A 21,744-nucleotide genomic window follows, 5' to 3' on the forward strand; every position below is an offset into this window, starting at 1 on the left:
CCATGACCACTGCGACACTGGGACAACCCAGCCGGTTCGAGATCGGCAGGGTGTTCAACAACACCTTTGCCGTCATCGGCCGCAACGTCGGGCTTTGCCTTGGCCTTGCCGCGCTGTTCGCGGGCGTGCCGACGCTGCTTGTCAGAATGTGGACCCAGCCGCAGATCGACGCGATGTTGCATGGCGATCCAGCCGCGATGGCGGATCCGCACGCGATGTTTCGCAATTCCTACCTCAGCCTTGTCGCCGGGCTGGTTTCCTTCGTTCTCACGCTGCTGCTTCAGTCATCGCTGGTCCGGGCGACCATCGAGGACTTGAACGGCAGGCGGCCGTCCTTCGGCGATTGCATTCAGATTGCGGTCCGCTTCCTGCTGCCGACGCTGGCGATTGGCTTCCTCGTCGCCCTTGGCGCCGGCCTTGCCATGCTGGCCCTGATCGTGCCCGGCATCATCTTGTGGCTCGGATGGTCGATGTCGGTGCCGGTCCTGATCCAGGAGCGGCGGGGCGTATTCGGTTCGATGTCGCGCAGCCGCGCCCTGACAAAGGGCAACCGCTGGTCGCTGTTTGGCCTGTTTCTCATACTGATGATCATCGCGATGGTCATCCAGTGGGGGATATTGCTGGTTTTCGTCCTGTTTGGCGGGATTCTGGCTCAGCTGGGCGCCGCCCTGGTGCAGACCGTGGTCTCCATGGTGCTGTCGATCGCCGCCGCGGTCAGCTATGTCGAACTGCGCCAGGTCAAGGAAGGCGCAAGCATCGACGAACTGGCGAAGATATTCTCGTAGCGGATGGCGCCATTCGCCCGAGAGGCGATAGCCCACGCTCTGCACAGGCATGACGAACTGGATCAGGGGCGACGAGGCTTGAGGGTTTGAGGATAGACCAAGTCCGACGCCAATTTGCGGCAGCTTCATCAAAATGGATGGCGACTCTCGTTCGCGCCTGTGGTGGCATCCAGCCCAGGTGGAGTGCGGCCCCCGGAGCAACAGGTGGTTCTATCCTTCCGGTGAGTGGCCCAACTCCCTCATTGAGCGGGCCTATTTATAGGCCGACCGAGGAGAGTCGATATGCAAGACCCCGCCGAGCGGAACAAAAGACCGCCTCGTGCCCAACCAGCCGAAGATGAGCGCCTGGCGCGGCTCGAGAAAACAGCCAGGCTCAAGCGGCTTCGGTGTTACGCATCCTGGCTTGCGCCTGACGCATGCGCCCAATTTCATGATGAGATCGACTGCTCTGCGTTAATTGAGGAAAGCCGTCCATTGAGCCTGGCATGATCGGCTGATGCCGTTTCCTTCGCCTGATCGAGAAATGCGTGCAGGCTGCGCACTTCAGCGATCAAGCGAGGACTGCCCACACTGCGGCCATAAAATCCTGACGGCTCGGGCATCCATCTCCTGAAGGTCGGGTTCGGATAGAAACATCCTCAGATCGGAATCTCAATGACAGCAGCCGCGCTGCACGCTCGTCCGGCACAGGCATGACGAACTGATCGCCACATCCGCCTTGGCCAGCGCTGTGGCGAGCTTGGCCTGCAGCACCGGCAGCTCTTCGCTCTCGCCGCGCCGCCTCAAACATTCCACCAGCCCGTGCAGCGCCCAGACATTGTCCGGATGCTGGGCGCAGCGCTGCACCTTGCCGCTGAGGCCGAGATCGTCGCGATAGACCTGCTCGGCTTCCTCGGCATGGCCCTGGTCGAGAAGCAGCGCGGCCAGCGCATGGCGGGGAGGGTGCATCCACGCCCATGGCTCGGTGTAGGAGAGGTTGTCGTCCAGTTCGACCGCTTGCCGCAAATGGGCGTAGGCCTCCTCATGCCGGCCCTGGTGGTAGGCAAGCTCGCCGTCGAGCAAGGCGGCACCGACGGCAAGCGAAGCGCGGGTCGGATTGCTGAGGAAACGCCTCTCGGCCGGAATGTTCGCCACATGCCGATGGAACCGCTCACGCGCGCGCTCGGCTTCAGCGAATTGCCGCAGCGTCGCATGCGCGACGCCTTTGGCGTAGTGCTGCATGGCTGCCGTCAGCACATAGAGGCCAGGCTCGTCGACCGCCGGTTCGTCGATGATCTCGTGCCAGCGGCCGAAGCGTACCTGCACATGCGATTTCATCGCATGATAGCCTTCCACTGTTTGCGTGAGCTTAGGCCGGTCCTGGATGGCGACCACGTCGCGCGTGACCAGGCTGCGCACCTTATCGGCGGCCCATAGCGCCGGCCGATACTGGCCAAGGAACATGCAGGTGAACATCATCAGATGCAGGTCGTGGCAGCAGCCGAGCAGGTAATAGGTCGGCTCATCGGCATAGGCGAGATAGAGGTCATTGGCGCGGACCGCCTTTTCGCTGGCGATCTTCGCCTTCTCATAGTCGCCACACAGCACGTGGATATGCCCCGGCATATGGTTCATGTGCCCGGCATCGGGGCACATTTCGCCAAGCCGATCGGCCGAGCGCAAGCCGCGTTCCGGCATGGTGGACATTTCCAGCAAATGGATGTGCAGATGCAGGATCGCTGGATGTTGTGCGGCACCGGCCTCGTCGGCGAGCCGGATCGACCGTTCGCAGACGTCCAGAGCTTCGAGCACGTCCGAATTCGGCGCCGGCGCGCCGGTCTTGAGGTTCCACAGTCGCCGCACCGTGCGCATCATTAGCGCCTCGACCAGCAGCGCCATCACATCATGGTCGTCGGGAAAATCCTGGTACACCTGCCGCATCGCGGCGGCATAGGCATCATCCCACTGCTCGAATTCCTGCGGGCTCACTCTGTGCGGTTTCTGGAAACGGTGGGCCAGCGCCTCGATCAATTGGCGTTCGACATCGCTGGCGCCAGCCGCATTGGCCCGTGCCAGCTGGACATGCTCGAAGCAGCGCTTGGTCGCGCTGTTGGCCTCGGCCTCGCCATGTTCCTTCCAGGTCAGGTTATAGAAAGGCCCGGCGGCATAGGCGATGCCCCAATGCACGAAAGCGCAGCCGGGATCCGTCTCCAGCGCCTTCTCGAAGCACTTGATGCCTTCCTCATGGTTGAAGCCGTAGCACCAGTTGAGCCCGATATCGAACCAGCGCTGGGTCTCAGTGGAGCGCGTGGAGATGGGGCGGCGATAGGTGCCGAGATTGAAGCGGTCCATGTCTTCCATTCAAAGTCTTGTCGGCCGCGAGCCAAGCCGTGGTCAGATTCCCTAGCCATGGAATGTGTGCCGAAATCTGGAGGCATGGCAAACGTCTTGAGTGGCACCGCCGGCGCACCAGCCGCCTTAGTTGGTCCCATCGTTTTGCCAGCCGGCTAGCTCTGGCAGGTCGTCAAGCCAACTTTTCTCGCTCATCAAAGCATCGCTGGCCTGCGGTGCAGCCTCCGTGGAGTTTTGAATGAGCCAGTCCATCCACTTCCGATAAGCAGCCGGATCCATCTGGGGCGGCAGTACCTTGGCCTTGAGCAGCATCCGCTTGCGGAAACTGGTCTGCCGGCGGAGTTTGGTCGTCGTGAACTTGATGACCTTGCCTTGGTAGTCAACCGTCCAGCGGTCGCCGCCAAGACTGACAAGGCCGTCGATGGCGAAACCGGCATCGACCGGTCTATCCCGCCAGGGAAGCTCGATGGCATTCCGCCTCAGATCGAGAGCCCATCGCCTGTAGTCGGCCCCGAGGCGCTGCGGCGGCAGCACACCGGCCTGTTCGAGCATCTTCCTGCGGAAGGTCGGCTGCTTCTTCAGCTGACCGCTTGTGAACTCGACGCGATGCCCACGAAACTCGACATGCCACCGGATCCTTCCGTTGCCGACATACTTCACCAGCCTGTCGATGACGAATTCGCCATCGGAGAGTGTCACGCAGCCTTGGCTGATGCTTTCGAGAATGAACTGGCTATCGGTGACCATTACGCGGCCTCGTACAGGAAACTTGTGCGGAGCTTAGCCAGTGGAGCGCACCAGTGGCCACGAATCTTTCTCGGCCGCGCAGTCGTCATCCCCTGTTCGAATTTCGACGGGCTCACCCGATACTGCTTCTGGAAGCGAGAGCCTAGTGCCTCGATCAACCGCCGTTCGATCTGGTCGGCGCCAGCCGCATTGGCGCGCACCAACTCGACCTGCTCGAAGCAACGCTCCTTCGTTCGTGTCCTGGAACGTGATGTAGTTCGGCGGTAGCAAGGTCGCTCGCGAGCGCTGTAGCGAGCGAGCAGCTGGATTTATCAACAAAATTGACTGCTTGTTATCTGTGAGCGACTCGACAAATCTCATATATCATCCATGGAGATAGGCTAAAACGGGCTGCGCTGCCAAGAAATTCTTGATCGTCAATTGCGGAACTGTAAGCTCTAGGCGCTCGTTAAAAGATGGTTTTACCGCGAATGAAATTCGGGTTCGAAGAGACGCAAGCAAAATTTAAAAGTGCATCACAACAAGCCAGAATTTGGACCGAGCAGTGGGCTTCACAATGGATTTATTGCCCTAACTGCGGAAACTCGAGCTTAGAAAAATTCCCCGCTAATTTGCCTGTTGCCGATTTTTTCTGTCGCACGTGCAATGATCAATTCGAACTGAAAAGCCAAAAGAAGCCATTTGGCGCGAAGGTTGCTGACGGAGCCTATTTTACCAAGATCGACAGATTGGCATCAGCTACCAATCCCAATTTGATATTGCTGAATTATGATTTGAGGCAACAAGCGGTAAGGCATGTTTGCGTTGTCCCAAAGCATTTCTTCGTACCAGACATCATCGAGAAGAGGAGCCCACTCGCGTCGACAGCGAGAAGAGCGGGTTGGGTCGGTTCCAATATTTTGCTGAACCGCATCCCGGATGCGGGCCGAATATTTGTGGTTAGGAACAGCATCCCGATCCCTAAAGACGACGTCGTCGCTAAATGGCAGCACACCCTTTTTTGCGTGAGGAAAGGGCAGATGCTCGTGGTTGGCTAATTGAAATAATGAGATGTGTCGATATGATCGGCTCGACTGATTTCGATATCGAGCAAATCTACGCGTTCGAAAGGAAGCTGAGCGCTCTGTATCCGAACAACAGAAATGTGAGACCGAAGATTCGTCAGCAATTGCAATTGCTTAGAGACAACGGATATCTCGAGTTTTTGGCCCGCGGGCGATATCGCGTGAGGAAAGAGAACTGTTGAAGGCCGAGCGGAGGGACATGCCTAAATGTCTTGGTACGCAAATCATTATGAATGCTATAGGTGCGGCGAACATTGGGTAGACGAATGGTCATGCATGTGCGATGACGACTGTCCGAATTGCGGCGCTCGTCATGCTGCGCCAGTTGAAAGTCAAGACCTCACGTGTCTCATTATACCGGATGCGGCAGCTTTTGTAGTCTTAAGATCTCCAGATAGTGCAGAAGACCGCCCCGATTACGAGGAAATCGGACGCTTCGCCAGCAACGCGCTAGCGACGCAATTTCTTGAGGCTGTATCGAATTAGGCGCCATTCGAGAATGACTGCGTCGGCGATGAGGTCGCCCGGTTGACGCCCATGAAGCGTTTCAGACTGCCCGAAATCCATCCCCGTTCGTTCAAAAATATTCTGAGGAAAGGGCGAAAAGCCTATGGGATCAACTGGCTGGGGAACCTGGATTCGAACCAGGACTAACGGAGTCAGAGTCCGTGGGTCTACCGTTAACCTATTCCCCAGCAGGCGCGATCATGGATCGCGCGGGCCGAACGGCTGAGCCGCTTGAGCGCTGCCTTGTAGCCGCCAGCGGAAAATAGTCAAGCCTGCTCTGCGGTTCAAAATGGCCAATCGGAAAAGTTTGCGTGGCCCCTGATCCGCCTGCCGGCGTTCGTCGTTCGAAAAGCCAAGCAGTTGGCTTTTCGTCCGCTGTGCGGACCACTCCTCGACTCCCCGTGAACGGGGAGAAGCCGCCGGGTGCGCCTCAGCTCTCCGTCCGGCTGAACTGCGAGCGTTCGAAGAACAGCACCACGCCCAGTCCGAGAATCAGCGGGATGATGAGATAAAACAGCCGGAACACCAGCAGCGCCGCCAGCACGCCGACCGGCTCCATGTCGGAAAGGCCGGCCAGGAACACCACCTCGAACACACCAAGCCCGCCCGGCGCATGCGAGAGCTGGGCGACCGAGAAGGAGACGAGGAAGACGCCGAGCACGACGAAATAGCCGGGATTGTGCAGTTCGGGCAGGGCAAAGAAGATGATCGCCGCGGCGGCAATCAATTCGATCGGGCCGATCAGCAATTGCCTGGCGACGATCGGCAGTGCCGGATAGTGCAGCTGAAAGCTGGCGATCTTCAGCGGGCGCAGATGCAGCGCGCTGCCGAAGATGTAGGCGCTGATGAGAATCAGCATGGCAAGGCCGGCGGCGATCGCCAGCCCGTGATGCGGGGCGCCTGAGAAGCGGTCGACGATTTGCGGCTCCAGCACCAGCACCAGACCGCCGGCCAGAAGACTAGACAGCACGAAGGTGATCCAGCAGATCGCCACCAGCACGCCGACATCCTGGCCAGTCAGGCCCCTGGTGCCATAGGCGCGGTAGCGGATGACGGCGCCGGAAAACACCGAGCCGCCAATATTGTGCGACAGCGCGTAGGTGGTGAAGGAGCAGAGCGTCACGAACAGCCACGACACACGCTTGCCGATATGCAGCAGCGCGATGTGGTCGTAGCCGGCGAGCGCGGCATAGGCGATGACGGAACTCAGCGCCGCCAGCACCCAGCCGCGGGTTGGAATGGCGGCAAGCCCGTCCCAGACATCGTCGAGCGAAATACCGCGCAGCTCGTGCCAGAGCAGCAGCAGCGAGAAGATCACTGCGGCGATGCCGACGACCGGCCAGAAATAGCGTCTCCAGTTCATTGCCTGACTGCCATGCGTTGCGTGTCCGCTTCCTTTTCGCTGGATGGTGGGAGGCCGGCTGCCCGGCGACTTCCGTTCATTTCAGAAATGCCTCATTGAAGCCGGCTATTCAACCGCGAACACTTGTCGCGCCGGCCGCCGGCAAGATCCGCCCGCAGCGAAAGCGCTGCAACGGCCAGAGTTGAGGCATCGACTTCGACGAGAGTTATCTTCGCCGGCATTGCGCTACCAATCCAGCCTTGCGGCTACATTGCGCGGCGGGGCGAAAAGGCGGTTCGCGCCCCAGCCGGCAAAATTCGGCATGCGGCTCTTGGTGATCGGGCACGGCACTGTTAGTCTGGCGGCAACTTGAAACATGCCAAAGCGCCTGCTGCGTCCTTCATCGGTTCGCGCGGCGCCGGAAGGAACGACAGTGGAAGACCGCGACACCGGCGCAGGCGCGTCGGAGGTGGGCGCGTCCAGCGCTTCCCCAGGGCCATCAGGCCCGGGGACAGCCGGTTGGCAGCAACGCCGCCCGACGGAGCCGCGCTCCGCCGATGGGCAGGCGGGCGACGCGACCCATCACCAGAAGGGCAAGCCTAAAAAACGGCGCAAGCGAAGGCGCGGGCGCAAGGTTTTTGCGCGCGACGAAGCGCACCCGCAGGGCAGTCGATCGCCGACCCCGAGCCAGGCCGCTGCCCCGGCTTTGGAACCGAAGCAGCCAACGGCGCTGGCAATCTCGCCCGCCGCTCCAACGCCACGCCCCGAACAGGGCGCGCGCCGGTCGCCGGTGCACGAGCTTCCGGTCTTTGCCGCACTCGACCTCGGCACCAACAATTGCCGGCTGCTGGTTGCGGTGCCGACGCGGCATGGCCAGTTCCGCGTCATCGACGCTTTCTCGCGCATCGTCAGGCTGGGCGAGGGGCTCACCGCCAATGGCCGGCTCGGCCAGCCGGCGATGGACCGCGCGGTCGAGGCGCTGAAGATCTGCGGCGACAAATTGCGCAGCCGCAAGATCAGGAAGGCCAGGCTGATCGCCACCGAAGCCTGCCGCTCGGCCGAGAACGGCGTCGAGTTCCTCGAACGCGTCGAGCGCGAGGCCGGCCTGAAGCTCGAGATCATCGACCGCCAGACCGAAGCACGGCTGGCGGTGTCCGGCTGCGGCTCACTGGTCGAGCGCGACACGCAAGGCGTCGTCCTGTTCGATATCGGCGGCGGCTCTTCGGAGATCGCGCTGATCGATCTCACCGGCCGCCGTTCGCCGCGGCTCGCCAACCACATCGTGTCGTGGACGTCGCTGCCGGTCGGCGTCGTCTCACTGGCTGAGCGTTTTGGCGGCCGCACCGTGACGCGCGACATCTTCACCGCAATGGTCGATGACGTCGCCGGCCGGCTGGCGGCTTTCGATGGCCGCGACCGGCTGAGCCACCTCAAGGCCAGCCCGAATTTTCATCTGCTCGGTACGTCCGGCACGGTGACGACGCTGGCCGGCGTCCACCTCGATCTCGAACGCTACGACCGGCGTCGGGTCGACGGGCTGTGGATGGACCGCGACAGCGTCGACCGCATGGTGGAGAGGCTGGTCGGCTGGGATTTCCAGCAGCGCTGCGCCAACCCTTGCATCGGTGCGGACCGCGCCGATCTGGTGCTGGCTGGCTGTGCTATCCTCGAAGCGATCCGCGCGGTCTGGCCCTCGGAGCGGCTGCGCGTCGCCGACCGGGGCCTGCGCGAAGGCATATTGAGCGAGCTGATGGCCGATGACGGCGTCTGGCGCAACGATGGGCGTGGCCGTTAATGACCAAGAAACCGGAAAAGCCAGGCTCGGCCAGCATTCGCGTCTTGAAGACGCGGATCAAGAAGAAGAGCGGCCTGAAGGAATCGTCGCGCCGCTGGCTGCAGCGCCACATCAACGATCCCTATGTCCAGCGGTCGAAGGCGGACGGTTACCGCTCGCGCGCCGCCTACAAGCTGATCGAGATCGACGACAAGCACCATCTGCTCAAACCCGGCATGAAGGTGATCGATTTAGGCGCTGCCCCCGGCGGCTGGTGCCAGGTCGCGGCCGCGCGCACGAAATCGACGGCGGACAATCCGCATGTCATCGGCATCGACTATCTGGAGATGGATGCGGTGCCTGGCGCGCCGGTGCTTTTGATGGATTTCCTGGACGCGGATGCGCCGCGCAAGCTGGCCGAAGCGCTGGGAGGGGATCCGGATATCGTGCTGTCCGACATGGCCGCACCCACCACCGGCCACAAGCGGACCGACCACATCCGCACCATGCATCTGTGCGAGGTGGCGGCCGATTTCGCGCTGTCCGTCCTGAAGCCCGGCGGGCATTTCCTAGCCAAGACTTTCCAGGGCGGCGCCGAAAACGAACTGCTCTCCATGCTCAAGAAGAATTTCCGCTCGGTGCATCACGTCAAACCGCCGGCTTCCCGGGACGAGTCGGTGGAGCTTTATCTGTTGGCCAAGGATTTTAAGGGGCGACAGTCCGGTCCGCCGTCAGGCGGATCGGAACGTCCAGTGGACGTTCCGAAGGACTCGATCGCCCGGAGCCATAGCGAAGGGCCGGGGGACGCCGAAGCCTAAGCAGGGCTGCCTCACTCCCCCGGCGATCTCGCCGGTTCCAGAGTCTTTGGCGTCGTCAGCCGGCCGTGGCCTGACACGGCGTTGCCGGCATCGGGCGCCAGCCGCATGAACGACAGCGATGCCGCCGCCGATACCGCCGCCACGATGAAGAAGGCGATGTGGAAGTCGCCCAGCGTCAGCGGTCCGCCATGGATCGAGGTCGAGACTTCCAGGATGCCGCCGGCAAGTGCCACGCCGAGCGCGATCGACAATTGCTGGAACACTGCCGTGATCGGCGTTGCCTTGCTGGTGTCTTCGGCCGACACCTCGGCATAGGAGAGCGCATTGACGCCGGTGAAGAACATTGAGCGGATGAAGCCGCCGACCAGCAATATGGCCAGCATCAGCACATAAGGCGTTTCGGGAGTGAAGAGGCCGTAGATGGCGATCGATGCGGCGGCGACCAGCGAGCCGACGATCAGCACGCGGCGGAAGCCGGCAACGCGAAAAATCAGCGCGGTGACGAATTTCATGCCGATGGCGCCGACCGCCGAGACGAAGGTGATCATACCGGACTGGAACGGCGTCAGGCCAAAGCCGATCTGGAACATCAGCGGCAGCAGGAACGGCACTGCACCGATGCCGATGCGAAACAGCGAGCCACCCAGTACGGAGGAGCGGAACACCTGATTGCGGAACAGTTCGAGCGCCAGCAGCGGATCTTTGGCGCGGCGCGCATGCATCAGGTAGAGCGCGCCTGACAGCAGCCCGACGGCCACCGTGATGAAGCCGGTCGTCGGCGGCAGATAGGGCAGGCTTACGACTGACAAGCCGAACACCACGCCGGATGCTGCCACCCCGCTCAGCACGAAGCCGGTGAAATCGAGTGGCGGCGTCGCCATCGATTCGGTTTCCGGCAGGAAGCGTGTGGCCAGCCAGATCCCGATCAGGCCGATCGGCACATTGATCAGAAAGATCCAGTGCCAGGTGAAGTAGGTGGTGATGAAGCCGCCGATCGGCGGTCCGACCAGCGGTCCGACCAGTGCGGGAACGGTCAGCCACGACATGGCGGCGACCAGGTCGCTCTTGGGCGTCGCCCGCACCAGCACCAGGCGGCCGACCGGCGTCATCATGGCGCCGCCAATGCCTTGCAGGAAGCGCGACACCACGAAGGCCGGCAGCGAACCGGAGAAGGCGCAGGCGACCGAGCCGACGATGAACACCGCGATCGCGGCGCGAAAAATGTTCTTGGCGCCGAAGCGGTCGGCCATCCAGCCGCTGATCGGAATGAAGATCGCCAGCGACACCAGATAGGCGGTCAGCGCCAGCTTGAGCGCGATCGGGCTGGTATGGATGTCGACGGCGATCGCCGGCAGCGATGTCGCGATGACGGTCGAATCCATGTTTTCCATGAAAAGGGCGACCGCCAGGATCAGCGGAATGGTGCGATTCACGAGCGTGACCGTTTCAAATTTTCTTTGCGGCCCAATTCTCGTTCAGAAAAGGGGAATGAGCCGATATGTGGGGGCGGTTATCACGGCTGGCCACCGATGTCGTGTTAATTTGCTGTCACTTTTGTGCGACCGCAACCACGGGTGGCACAATCAAATGATCGAAGACGCTGTTGTGCAATGCAACGATCGGCTTTTCATCCGCGTCGCGACGTGTTACCAGCCAGCGCCAATCCTGAAAGGGAAGAACGAGTCGGCGCTGTCCATCCTGGTCCAGCGCTTTTTCCGCATTCTAAAGGGCTGGCCATGGCAAAAATCATCGAAACGTCCACCGGCGCGCTGGCGCTGACCTTTGACGACGTGCTTTTGCAGCCGGGTCATTCCGAAGTCATGCCTGGCGAAACCGATGTCCGCACCCGCATTGCCGGCGACATCGATCTCAACGTGCCGATCCTCTCCGCCGCGATGGACACCGTCACCGAGGCGCGTCTTGCCATCGCCATGGCCCAAGCCGGCGGCATCGGCGTCATCCACCGCAATTTCACGCCGGCCGAGCAGGCCGAGCAGGTGCGGCAGGTGAAGAAATTCGAGTCCGGCATGGTGGTCAATCCGGTCACCATCGGTCCGGACGCGACGCTCGCCGACGCGCTGTCGCTGATGCGCACCTATTCCATCTCGGGCATTCCGGTGGTCGAAAATGGTGGCACGGGCGGCCACAAGACTGGCCGGCTCGTCGGCATCCTGACCAACCGCGACGTGCGCTTTGCCTCCGACCCGGCGCAGAAGGTCTACGAATTGATGACCCGTGAGAACCTGATCACGGTCAAGGAGAATGTCGACCAGGACGAGGCCAAGCGGCTTCTGCACCAGCACCGGATCGAGAAGCTTGTCGTCGTCGACAAGCAGGGCAATTGCGTCGGGCTGATCACCGTCAAAGACATCGAGAAGTCGCAGCTCAACCCGCACGCCACCAAGGATGCGCAGGGACGCCTGCGTGCGGCGGCGGCCACCAGCGTCGGCGACGACGGCTTCGAGCGCGCCGAGCGTCTGATCGAGGCCGGCGTCGACCTTCTGGTGATCGACACAGCGCATGGCCATTCGCAGCGCGTACTGGACGCGGTCACCCGCGCCAAGAAGCTTTCCAATTCGGTTCGCATCCTGGCCGGCAACGTCGCCACCGCCGAAGGCACGCAGGCGCTGATCGACGCCGGCGCCGACGCCGTCAAGGTCGGCATCGGCCCGGGCTCCATCTGCACCACCCGCATCGTTGCCGGTGTCGGCGTGCCGCAGCTTTCGGCCATCATGTCGGCGGTCGAGACGGCGCACAAATCGGGTGTGTCGGTGATTGCCGATGGCGGCATCAAATATTCCGGCGATCTCGCCAAGGCTCTGGCTGCCGGGGCAAGCGCCGCGATGATCGGCTCGCTGCTGGCCGGTACCGACGAAAGCCCGGGCGAGGTCTATCTGCACCAGGGCCGCTCCTTCAAGGCCTATCGCGGCATGGGTTCGGTCGGCGCCATGGCGCGGGGCTCGGCCGATCGCTACTTCCAGGCCGAGGTGCGCGACACCCTCAAACTGGTGCCGGAAGGCATTGAAGGCCAGGTCCCGTACAAAGGACCTGTGTCTGGCGTGCTGCACCAGCTTGCGGGCGGGCTAAAAGCCGCTATGGGTTATGTCGGTGGCCGCGATCTTGCCGATTTCCGCGACCGCGCCACTTTTGTGCGCATATCCAACGCCGGACTTCGTGAAAGCCACGCCCATGACGTCACGATTACCCGCGAAAGCCCGAACTATCCCGGCGGAGCCTGAACAATACGGGCTCGGGCGGAGCCTGATCGCGACGATCCTGCGGCTGCCCCGTCACGCGGCCGCACTGTGTTTCATGTCGGCGGCTGTCTTCATCGCCATGACGGTGCTGGAATTCCTCTATTTCCGTCAGTTGAGCGGCGGCCTGCCGTCGCTCGACATGCGCTATTTCGGTTTCACCCCCGACGAAGGCATGGCCTGGCTGACGGCGCTCGGCCGGCGCGGCGGCGAGATCATTCTGGTCTGGCACTATCTGACCTTCGATCTCCTGTTTCCGGCGCTGCTGTCGCTGACCCTGGTCAGCCTGATCCTGGCCACCGGCCGGCGCCTGAAGACTTTCCGCACGCTGCCGGGGCAGGTGCAGTCGATCGTCGCGCTTGTTCTGGTGCTGCCCTACACGCTTGCCGATTATGCCCAGAACATCGCCGTGGCGCGGCTTCTGTCCGATTTCCTGTCGGCCAACCCGGATTCGCTGTCTTTGGCTTCGGTGCTGATCGTCACCAAATTCGCGCTTCTCGCCATCCCGCTGGTCGTCATCGCGATTCTTGCCCTGGTGGGCCAGAAGCCGCGCCAGGGGTGATCAAGGTTTAGCAGGACAGGGGCACACCATGAACCAGACCGCGATCTTCTGGCCTGTTCTGGCGCAAGTTCTGCTGGTCTATATCGTTTACGTCGTGATGGGCCGGCGCCGGTTCGTCGCGGTGAAGTCGGGCGAGGCCAAGGTCGGCCAGTTCAAAACGCGTTCGACCGAGCCTGCATCCAGCGTCACCGTTGCCGCCAATCTCTGCAACCAGTTCGAACTGCCGGTGCTTTTCTATGTGCTGTGCCTGACGCTCCACGTCACCAACGGCGTCAACTATCTGACCTTGGCGCTGATGTGGATTTTCGTCGCCTCGCGCTATTTCCACGCCTGGGTGCACCTGACCAGCAACAATCTGCGATTGCGCAGCCGCACTTTCTTCGCAGGCGCGGCCGTGCTGGCGCTGGCCTGGATTTGGTTCGCGCTGCACCTGCTGGGAGCGGTCTGAGCAGAGCAGTTCTTCCTTCTCCCACGAGGGGAGAAGGAAGAAGCTACAAATCGAACACCGCTATTTTTCGCTTGTCGAATTTTATCCCGATCTCGCCGCGCACCAGCTTCAGTGCCGCCTCGCCGAAGACGGCGCGCCGCCATCCCTGCAGCGCCGGCACATCGGCATCCTCGCCCCCGGCCGCGATGCGGTCGATGTCGTCGCTGGAAGCCAGCACCTTCGAGGCTACGCCTTGCTTTTCGGCGACGATCCGCAGCAGCACTTTCAACAGTTCCGCCGCGGCACTTGAGCCTTCCGGTGGCTGGAAATTCTTCGGCAGTTTCGGCATCTGCTCCTTGGGCAGGGCAAGTGCGGCATTGACCGCTCCAAGCAGGGCCGTCGCCGTCGAGGAGCGCTCCCAGCCTTTCGGCGTGGTGCGCAGCTTGCCAAGGGCGGCCGCATCGCGCGGTGCCTGCTGCGCCACCTCGTAGATCGCATCGTCCTTGAGTACGCGGCCGCGCGGCACGTCGCGTTCCCTGGCCTCGCGCTCGCGCCATGCCGCAACGGCCTGCACGATCGCCAGTTCCTGCGGCTTGCGCAGCCGCATCTTCAGCCGCTTCCAGGCGTCCTCCGGGTGCGGATCGTAGGTCTCGCGCGAGGTCAGGACGTCCATCTCTTCGTTCAGCCAGTGGGCGCGGTTTTCCCGCTCCAGTTCGGCGCTGAGGTGCTGATAGACCTCGATCAGATGGGTAACGTCGGCCAGCGCATAGTCGAGCTGCTTGTCGGACAGCGGCCGGTGGCGCCAGTCGGTGAAGCGCGAAGACTTGTCGAGCCGCGCCCCGGTGATGCGCTGCACGAGCTGGTCGTAGGAAACGCTGTCGCCGAAGCCGCAAACCATTGCCGCGACCTGCGTATCGAACACCGGATGCGGAACGAGATCGCCGAGATGGACGATGATTTCGATGTCCTGCCGGGCGGCATGGAAGACTTTCACCACCGCCTCATTGGCCATCAGCCTGAAGAAGGGCGCCAGGTTGATGTCGGGCGACAGCGGATCGATCAGCGCGGTGACGCCAGGCGCCGCCATCTGGATCAGGCACAGGATTGGCCAGAAGGTCGTTTCGCGGATGAACTCGGTGTCGACGGTGACGAAATCCGACTTTTCGAAAGCGGCGAGAACGGTCTCGAGTTCTTTCTGGGTGGTGATGACGTGCATCAAATCGCTTTTGGCAGGAGTAAGGTCTTCCTAGATTTCAGCCGGGAAGGCTTTCGTCAAGCTTTGGCGCCTCCATCATCAGCTTCCCGGGTCATCGGAATCGCCATTCCGCCTGGCCAGCCGCGCGAAAATGGTCGAAGTGCGCAACAGTGCGGTGAAGCGGCTGCGCTTGCCCACGGGCACGCCGGACCGCGCCTGCATGCGGTAGAGGATGACGGCGATGAAGATCGCGTAGACGGTGGCACTGAACACGAACAGCGAGCTCGGCCCGAAATGCTGCATCGCGGTGGAGGCGGCGAAAGGGCCACCGATGGCGCCGAAAGAGTAGAACAGCATCAGCGCCGCATTGATCAGCACGAACTCGCCCGTGTCGGCGCGGTCGTTGGAATGCGCCGCCGACAGTGAATAGAGCGGCATGGCGAAACAGCCGAAGATGAAGATGATGATGAAGTTGAGCAGCGGATTGCTGCCGGCGATGAACACCAGCGCCAAGGCTGAAAGCATCGCGCAGCAGGTCGTCATCAACAGCACCCGGCGCCGGTCCCAGCGGTCGGAGAGGTAGCCGAGCGGATACTGGATAATGGCGCCGCCAAAGATGCCGACGCTGACGAAGGTGACGACATCGGCGACCGACATGCCGATCTGTTCGGCATAGACCGGCGACAGCGTGCGAAAGGCGCTGTTGGTGACGCCGACGGCAATGCAGCCGAAGCAGCCGAGCGGGGAAATGCGCCAGACGCGTGCCAGGTCGAGCTTGACCTCCTCCGGCGGTGTCGGGTTGGAGCGGTCGCCGAGCGAAACCGGCACCAGCGACAGCGTGATCATGATCGACATGATGGCGAAGATGGTGAAGCCGCCGGCGCCGAAGACAGGGATCAGGAACTGGGCTGATGTCACCGAGCCGGTATCGACCATCCGGTAGATCGCCAGCACGCGGGCGCGATCCTTGTTGGTGACACCGGAATTCAGCCAGCTTTCGACGATGGTGAACAGCCCGGCGAAACAGAAGCCGCCGGCAAAGCGCACCGCGCACCACATCACCGGATCGAGCACCAGAACCAAAAGCAGAGTGCCGACCGAGGCGATCGCGGCAAGTGCCGAAAACGCCCTGATATGGCCGACCGCCTTCATGATGCGGGTGATGGCCAGGCAGCCGAGCAGGAAGCCGGCGAAATAGAACGTGCCCATCAGGCCGATGTCGGAAGCGGGAAACCCCTCCTGCGCGCCGCGCAGCGCGATCAGCGTGCCCTGCAGCCCATTACCGCCGAGCAGGATGCCTGCGGCGAGAAGGAGCGGGATCAGCGGGCGGATGGACGACATGAAGAAGCAATCACGGATCGGTGATCCCTTCTTGAACCATCGCTTTGGTCAATGCCAGCGCAATTCCCCGTGCCAACAGGGATGATCGGTGTATCCGCCTGAATTTGGATCAGGAAAGCCGGCGCCAGAGCCTCTGATGTCTTGAGCCGAACCCCGCTCCTGATGCGATCGCTATTCCGGCGAGGACCGCGATGAGCCCGATAATCAGCTTCGCGCTCACCTGCTCGCCCAGGAAGACGACACCGAAGATCGATGCGGTGACCGGATTGACCGCAACGGAGACGGCAACCAGTGTCGGCGCCGCGCGTCCAAGCGCAAATCCCCACAGGAAGAAAATCAAGGCGCCGCAGATTATGGCCAGATAACCGGCCGCGATCCACTGTGGGGTGCCAAGCGTGGCAAGCCGTGCGAACCCTCCGCTCGACGCCACCAGGGCCGACAGGCAGACCGCACCCACGCCCATGCCAAACGCCACGAACGGGATCGGCGCTGTGCGAGAAAGAAAGGGTCGCGACCAGACATTGTAGAGCGCCATGCAGCATGCGGCGGCGACCATGAGCAGGTCTCCACGCCATGCACCCGGGGGAGCGGTCGCCAGGCTGGTGCCGAGTGAGATGGTCACCCCGGCCATGGCGATCAGGTGGTCGATCACCTCGCACAGCGCCTGCGGCTATCGGCCCTGGGTTCATAGGGATTCGCCAGCCTTCAAGGTCGCCGAGAGCGCTCAGGCCGAGCTTCGCAGCATGAGTTCGGCGTTGAGCAGGATGCGCCCGCTGGCTGGTTTGGCCGAGGATTCTTCATCCAGCCTCTCCAGCAGAAGTTCGATGGCCAGGCGGCCGATCTCATTGTAGTTTTGCGCAACGGTCGTGATCGGCGGGCAGGCGTAGCGCGACAGCGGATGGTCGTCGTGTCCCGCGACCCGCAAATCGCAGTCCGGGCCGTGGCCCACCTTCAGGCCCAGATGATAGGCGGCCGCGATGACGCCGAAGGCGACACGGTCATTGGCGCAAAGCACTGTCTTGGTGGCAAAGCCCTCCGCCTTCAGGATGCGAAGCGCTTCGTCGTAGCCGAACTTCTCGAAATCCCATGACCGCGCATCAGTGACGGGCACGATTTCAGGTATCATCTTGAACTGCTGCATGGCCTCGACATAGGCGTCCTGTCTGGCCGAGGCGTTGTTGTTGACCAACGGCATGGCGAAGTAGCAGGGCGGCTCGCCGGACCGGCAGAGATAGTCGACGATCAGCCTGAAACTCTGCCTGTTGTCGGTGCCAACGAACGAGGAGGTCTCGTCAAGCGGCGAGTCGACATAGATCAGCGGGATGCTTGATCCGAGTTCCGCGAGTATCCGGTGATGGGATTGCACGCCGAGCGGCGCGATGATGGCACCGGCAATGTTCATCGACCTGAATGTCTGGATCGCCTGGTCCTCCATCTCGGCGTGCCCGTCGGAGGACAGCACAAATGCCAGGAAACCGGCTTCATTGGCGATCGTTTCGATGCGGCGCGTCAGCGCCATGTAGAACGGATCCGTCGAATTCGGAATGATGACGCCGAGAATGTTGCTGCGGCGGCGGTTGAGATTGACGGCGAACATGCTCGGCCGGAAGCCGGACTTCTTTTGCGCGGCCTCGATCACGGTTCGAGTGTTTTTCCGCACCGAGCCGGGATCGTTGAAATATTTGGAAACGGTGGTGCGAGACAGGCCGACAAAGGCTGAGAAGTCCTCCATCGTCCTTATCGTCTTTACCATCCGTGGGCTCCTTCTTCGAACTGCTGTCGTCACTGTCTACTTGAGTCACCTTTTCGCGGAAAGGAGGAGGGATGTGCTTTCCAAATGAGGAATCTGCCTGTGGCCCCGGGCGCGGCTGCACTCTTTGAAATTACGACTCCGCTGAAAACTGTACTTTCATCGTCGCCGGGTCGCCGCTGCTTTTGCCGAAGAACGGCAGCAGTTCGGAAAGCGGCAGCTGGTGGCTGACAAGCCGTGCCATCGTGCCGTCGTCGCGTTTGAGGATGTCGAGCGCCTGGGGGATGTTGCGGTTCAGCGAATGCGACCCCGCCAGTCTGATCTGCCGGCGGAAAATCTCGAACGGGGCGACCGAGATCCTGGCATCGGGCGCGCAGACGCCGAAGACCAGTGCCGTGCCGCCATCGGCGGTGAAGCCGATCATGCCTTCGACCACCTTGGCGACACCGGTGGCATCGGCGACGAAATCGAAGCCGCGTGCCCTTGCGGCGAGTCCCCGCGATCCGGACACCAGCGGTTCCAGCCCGAGAGCCTCGGCGAAGACAAGCCGCTGTTCGCTGATGTCGGCGACCGCCACGCTTCCCACCCCTTTGGCCTTGAGTGACAGCGCCATAAGCAGGCCGATCGGCCCGGCGCCGAAGACCAGCGCATTGCCAGGTACGGTCATGCCGGCCTCGACGCCTGCGGCACCCAGGCCGTTCAGCACGCAGGCGAGCGGTTCGGCAAGTGCCGCCGTATCGAAGGCGAGGTCGCCGATGCCGTGCAGATGATCGACGGCCACGAGGCTGAACTCGGCGAAGCCGCCATTCTCGGTCACGCCATAGGCTTTCAGGGAGGCGCAAAGATTGGTCAGGCCCTTCCGGCAGGCGGGGCAATGGCCGCAGGGTATGTTGGGATCGATGGCGACCCGGTCGCCGGGCTTGACCGTCGCGACATCGTCGGCGACCGCCTCGACGGTGCCGGCATATTCATGACCGGGAACCAGCGGAAACGCGCCCACGCCGTAGCGGCCATGCAGCACCTCGATGTCGGTGTGGCAAAGCCCGGCCGCGCGGACCCGCACCAAGGCGTGGCCGGCTTTGATGCTGGGCATTTCAAGGTCCGCCATGCCGGCGACGCCGGCCGCGGCAAATCGTATGGCCTTCATGTCAGTCTCCTTGACCTTACGCAACGAGCTTCAGCTCATCCAGTTGCCGCCGTCGACATTATAGGTCTGCGCCAGGATGTAGTCGCTGTCGGACGAGGCGAGGAACACGGCGAGCCCTGCAATATCCTCAGGGGTCGCGAAACGGCCGATCGGGACGGACTTTGCCACCGCCGCCTTCTTCTCGCCCGGCTTCAGGCCTTCCCAGCGGGCAAAGTGGGCGTCGACGACATCCCAGTGCTCGCCGTCGACGACGCCGGGCGCGATGGCGTTGACGTTGATGCCGTGCTTGACGAGCGCCAGCGCCGCAGACTGCGTCGCCGAGATGATCGCTGCCTTGGAGGCGCAGTATAGCAGCACCAGCGCCTCGCCGCGGCGGCCGGCCTGGCTGGCCATATTGATGATCTTGCCGCCGCGCCGCGTTTGATCATCAGATTGGCCACCGCCTTCATCATGAACAGCGGTCCCTTGAGATTGATGTCGAAGACCCTGTCGTAGCTTGCTTCGGTGATATCGGTGATCGGCGCCATGTCGAAGATGGCCGCATTGTTGACGAGGATGTCGATTCCGCCGGACGCTTGGTCGACCTCCGCCGCCACCCTTTCGATCGCATCGAGGTCGGTGATATCGAGCTTGACGGCGCTGGCCGCCGGACCGATCGCGGTGGCCGCCCGCGTGGCGCGCTCGATGTCGATATCGGCGATCACAACCTTGGCGCCTTCGCGCGCATAGGCTTGCGCGAAGCCGAGGCCAATGCCGCGCGCGCCACCGGTGATCAGGGCCGTCTTGCTCTTCAGTTTCATATCCAGTTCCAGCCTTTCCTGACTGTTCGAAAACGGTGTCGTTGCGGCCAGCCGGCGTCCGGCGCATGGCTGGCGCTTTTCGCAATTCCGGGCGCAAGCCGTCAGGCTCTTTTGCCCTGATTGCCGCGAGGAACGCACGGACCTGCCGATTGCTCACGCAATTCCTATGGGAAAACCGCCAGGCGCTTTTCCGGGAATTGCTTCAGCGGATCCGTGCATCCTCCCGGCCCGCTGCAACGGGAGGTATGACAGGCCGGGATCGCCAGGGGCGGCGCACGTTCCGCCCCTGGTTGTTTGGGTTCGAGCCCGCTTATTTGATGTAGCCCGCCTCCGTCATCGTCCGCTCCACCTCGGTCTGGGCACCGTTGAGCACGTCGTCGACCGACTTCTGGCCGGTCACCGCGGCGGCAATCGCCTGACCGACCTCGGTGCCGATGCCCTGGAATTCAGGGATGGCGACGAACTGGATGCCGGTATAGGGAACCGGATCCTTGGTCTGCTTGGTCGGATCGGCGGATTCGATCGCGGCAAGCACCGTCGTGGCGAAGGGCGCGGCCTTCTGGTAGTCCGGGCTGGCATAGGTGGACTTGCGGGTTCCCGGAGGTGCCGCGACCCAGCCTTCGGTCTCACCGACGCGCTGGACATAGGCCTTCGACGTTGCCCACTTGACGAAGGATTTTGCTGCATCCGCCTTCTTCGTCGAGGCCGGGATGGCGAGGCTCCATGCCCAGCCCCAGGCCGAACCGTTCGGCGTGACCGCCACCGGCGCCTTGGCGAAGGCGACCTTGTCGGCGACCTTGCTCTGCTTCGGATCATAGACGCGACCCGCCGCGGACGTGGCATCGATCCACATGGCACAGTGGCCGGAGGAGAACAATGTCTGGTTCTCGTTGAAGCCGTTGGAGCTTATTCCCGGAGGACCATCCTTCTTCATCGTATCGACATACCAGCCGATCGCCTTCTTCCACGCGTCGGAATTGATTTGCGGCTTCCAGTCCATGTCGAACCAGCGGCCGCCGAACGTGTTCACCAGCGTGCCGACAAAGGCCATGTTCTCGCCCCAGCCCGGCTTGCCGCGCAGGCACAGGCCGTATTGTTCCTTCGACTTGTCTGTGAGCTTGTCGGCGAATTCCGTGATCTGGTCATAGGTGGGCTGCTCCGGCATCTTCAGGCCGGCGGCGTCGAACAGATCCTTGCGGTAGAGCGTGAAGGAGCTTTCGGCGTAGAAGGGGACGGCATAGAGCTTGCCGTCGACGGTCAGGCCGCTGCGCACCGGAGCGATCAGGTCGTCATAGTCGTAATCGTCGCCGAGATCGTTGAGCGATGTCAGCCAGCCGCTCTTGCCCCAGATCGGGGTCTCATAGCCACCGATGGTCAGTACGTCGAACTGGCCGCCCTTGGTGGCAATGTCGGTGGTGACCCGCTCGCGCAGGACGTTTTCCTCCAGCACTACCCAGTTGACCTTGTTGCCGGTCGCCTTCTCCCATTCCGGTGACAGCTTCTGCATGATGATCATGTCGCCATTGTTGACCGTCGCAACCGTGATCTCCTCGGACAGGGCGGCGCTGGCCGCCAGTGCCGAAGCGGCGGCCGACAGGCCAAGAATTCCGATACGCTTACCTCTCAGCATTTCGTCTCCTCCTTTACGAATGCGCATGTGTAAGTGAACATGCGTATACATTTTATTGCGCTACAGGAAAGCCAAGTCAAGCGTACCGTCGCCTGATTCTGGCGTCATGCCTTCGCCCTACGCTTGATGGTTCGCCATCCGGGACAACGAAGAAAGCCGCATGCGCAGTAAAATAAGTGGACGTACGTGCAGTTTCTGTTGACTTCAACCTTGCCGCAATTTACGTCGGCTGCGGACAGGCGCTATCGTGCAGTCGGCGCGCCGTGACCG

Annotated in this window: 18 protein-coding genes, 1 tRNA gene and 1 pseudogene; 8 read left to right on the forward strand and 12 right to left on the reverse strand. The window is 62.3% G+C overall.

The genetic code is table 11. The annotated features are described in order from the left end of the window. The first annotated feature begins 2 nt into the window (after window positions 1–2). Window positions 3–785: a hypothetical protein gene (locus HB778_RS26735; protein ID WP_183458302.1), complete on the forward strand. Its 783-nt coding sequence runs from the start codon at window positions 3–5 to the stop codon at window positions 783–785. A gap of 651 nt (window positions 786–1,436) precedes the next feature. Here HB778_RS26735 and HB778_RS26740 read toward each other — a convergent pair. Then, window positions 1,437–3,116: a tetratricopeptide repeat protein gene (locus HB778_RS26740; protein WP_183465235.1), complete on the reverse strand. Its 1,680-nt coding sequence runs from the start codon at window positions 3,114–3,116 to the stop codon at window positions 1,437–1,439. A gap of 126 nt (window positions 3,117–3,242) precedes the next feature. Continuing rightward, window positions 3,243–3,863: a hypothetical protein gene (locus HB778_RS26745; protein ID WP_183458304.1), complete on the reverse strand. Its 621-nt coding sequence runs from the start codon at window positions 3,861–3,863 to the stop codon at window positions 3,243–3,245. A gap of 470 nt (window positions 3,864–4,333) precedes the next feature. Here HB778_RS26745 and HB778_RS26750 point away from each other — a divergent pair, with 470 nt between their 5' ends. Further along, the gene (locus HB778_RS26750) at window positions 4,334–4,900 is read left to right on the forward strand and encodes a DpnI domain-containing protein (protein WP_244661632.1); all 567 of its coding nucleotides are present in this window, start codon (window positions 4,334–4,336) and stop codon (window positions 4,898–4,900) included. Window positions 4,901–4,923: 23 nt separating this feature from the next. Continuing rightward, entirely contained in the window at window positions 4,924–5,109 is a 186-nt protein-coding gene (locus HB778_RS41715; protein ID WP_244661633.1) for a hypothetical protein, read from the forward strand. 439 nt (window positions 5,110–5,548) lie between these two features. Here HB778_RS41715 and HB778_RS26755 read toward each other — a convergent pair. After that, window positions 5,549–5,622 (reverse strand) — tRNA-Gln (locus HB778_RS26755). A 242-nt stretch (window positions 5,623–5,864) separates the two neighbouring features. Further along, on the reverse strand, window positions 5,865–6,797 hold the full coding sequence (locus HB778_RS26760) for a lysylphosphatidylglycerol synthase domain-containing protein (protein ID WP_183458306.1): 933 nt from the start codon (window positions 6,795–6,797) through the stop codon (window positions 5,865–5,867). Window positions 6,798–7,152: 355 nt separating this feature from the next. Here HB778_RS26760 and HB778_RS26765 point away from each other — a divergent pair, with 355 nt between their 5' ends. Further along, window positions 7,153–8,571: a Ppx/GppA family phosphatase gene (locus HB778_RS26765; RefSeq protein WP_432421209.1), complete on the forward strand. Its 1,419-nt coding sequence runs from the start codon at window positions 7,153–7,155 to the stop codon at window positions 8,569–8,571. Next, complete coding sequence (locus HB778_RS26770) at window positions 8,571–9,368, forward strand: RlmE family RNA methyltransferase (RefSeq protein ID WP_183458308.1); 798 nt, start codon at window positions 8,571–8,573, stop codon at window positions 9,366–9,368. Before HB778_RS26765 ends, HB778_RS26770 begins: the two co-directional genes overlap by 1 nt. Before the next feature lie 11 nt (window positions 9,369–9,379). Here HB778_RS26770 and HB778_RS26775 read toward each other — a convergent pair whose 3' ends face one another. After that, entirely contained in the window at window positions 9,380–10,801 is a 1,422-nt protein-coding gene (locus HB778_RS26775; protein ID WP_183458310.1) for an MFS transporter, read from the reverse strand. 303 nt (window positions 10,802–11,104) lie between these two features. Here HB778_RS26775 and guaB point away from each other — a divergent pair, with 303 nt between their 5' ends. From guaB to HB778_RS26790, 3 genes are read left to right on the forward strand one after another with little or no spacing between them, the layout of a single operon-like run. After that, a complete protein-coding gene (gene guaB, locus HB778_RS26780; protein ID WP_183458312.1) occupies window positions 11,105–12,607 on the forward strand; it encodes an IMP dehydrogenase in 1,503 nt (500 codons plus the stop codon). Beyond that, window positions 12,558–13,184, forward strand: a complete 627-nt coding sequence (locus tag HB778_RS26785) for a hypothetical protein (protein WP_244661634.1) — start codon at window positions 12,558–12,560, stop codon at window positions 13,182–13,184. The genes guaB and HB778_RS26785 overlap by 50 nt, the downstream gene beginning before the upstream one ends. A gap of 28 nt (window positions 13,185–13,212) precedes the next feature. Then, a complete protein-coding gene (locus tag HB778_RS26790; RefSeq protein WP_183458316.1) occupies window positions 13,213–13,632 on the forward strand; it encodes an MAPEG family protein in 420 nt (139 codons plus the stop codon). A gap of 43 nt (window positions 13,633–13,675) precedes the next feature. On the opposite strand, the gene rnd is transcribed toward HB778_RS26790, so the two are convergent. The 7 genes and pseudogenes from rnd to HB778_RS26825 form a co-directional block, all read right to left on the reverse strand. Then, window positions 13,676–14,827 carry a ribonuclease D gene (gene rnd, locus HB778_RS26795; RefSeq protein WP_183458317.1) on the reverse strand — a complete coding sequence of 384 codons (1,152 nt, stop codon included), beginning with the start codon at window positions 14,825–14,827 and terminating at the stop codon, window positions 13,676–13,678. A 78-nt stretch (window positions 14,828–14,905) separates the two neighbouring features. Beyond that, window positions 14,906–16,147 carry an MFS transporter gene (locus tag HB778_RS26800; RefSeq protein ID WP_183458319.1) on the reverse strand — a complete coding sequence of 414 codons (1,242 nt, stop codon included), beginning with the start codon at window positions 16,145–16,147 and terminating at the stop codon, window positions 14,906–14,908. Window positions 16,148–16,256: 109 nt separating this feature from the next. Then, complete coding sequence (locus tag HB778_RS26805) at window positions 16,257–16,799, reverse strand: DMT family transporter (protein ID WP_244661635.1); 543 nt, start codon at window positions 16,797–16,799, stop codon at window positions 16,257–16,259. Between the two features lie 72 nt (window positions 16,800–16,871). Continuing rightward, entirely contained in the window at window positions 16,872–17,879 is a 1,008-nt protein-coding gene (locus HB778_RS26810; RefSeq protein WP_244662007.1) for a LacI family DNA-binding transcriptional regulator, read from the reverse strand. A 151-nt stretch (window positions 17,880–18,030) separates the two neighbouring features. Beyond that, the gene (locus HB778_RS26815; RefSeq protein ID WP_183458323.1) at window positions 18,031–19,044 is read right to left on the reverse strand and encodes a zinc-dependent alcohol dehydrogenase family protein; all 1,014 of its coding nucleotides are present in this window, start codon (window positions 19,042–19,044) and stop codon (window positions 18,031–18,033) included. A 30-nt stretch (window positions 19,045–19,074) separates the two neighbouring features. Next, window positions 19,075–19,844: pseudogene (locus HB778_RS26820) on the reverse strand (L-iditol 2-dehydrogenase). Between the two features lie 310 nt (window positions 19,845–20,154). Then, window positions 20,155–21,474, reverse strand: coding sequence for an ABC transporter substrate-binding protein (locus HB778_RS26825; RefSeq protein WP_210308046.1), 1,320 nt, complete (start codon window positions 21,472–21,474; stop codon window positions 20,155–20,157). Window positions 21,475–21,744: the final 270 nt, after the last annotated feature.

This window comes from Mesorhizobium huakuii (genome assembly GCF_014189455.1).
In the GTDB taxonomy this organism is placed as follows: Bacteria; Pseudomonadota; Alphaproteobacteria; order Rhizobiales; family Rhizobiaceae; genus Mesorhizobium; species Mesorhizobium huakuii_A.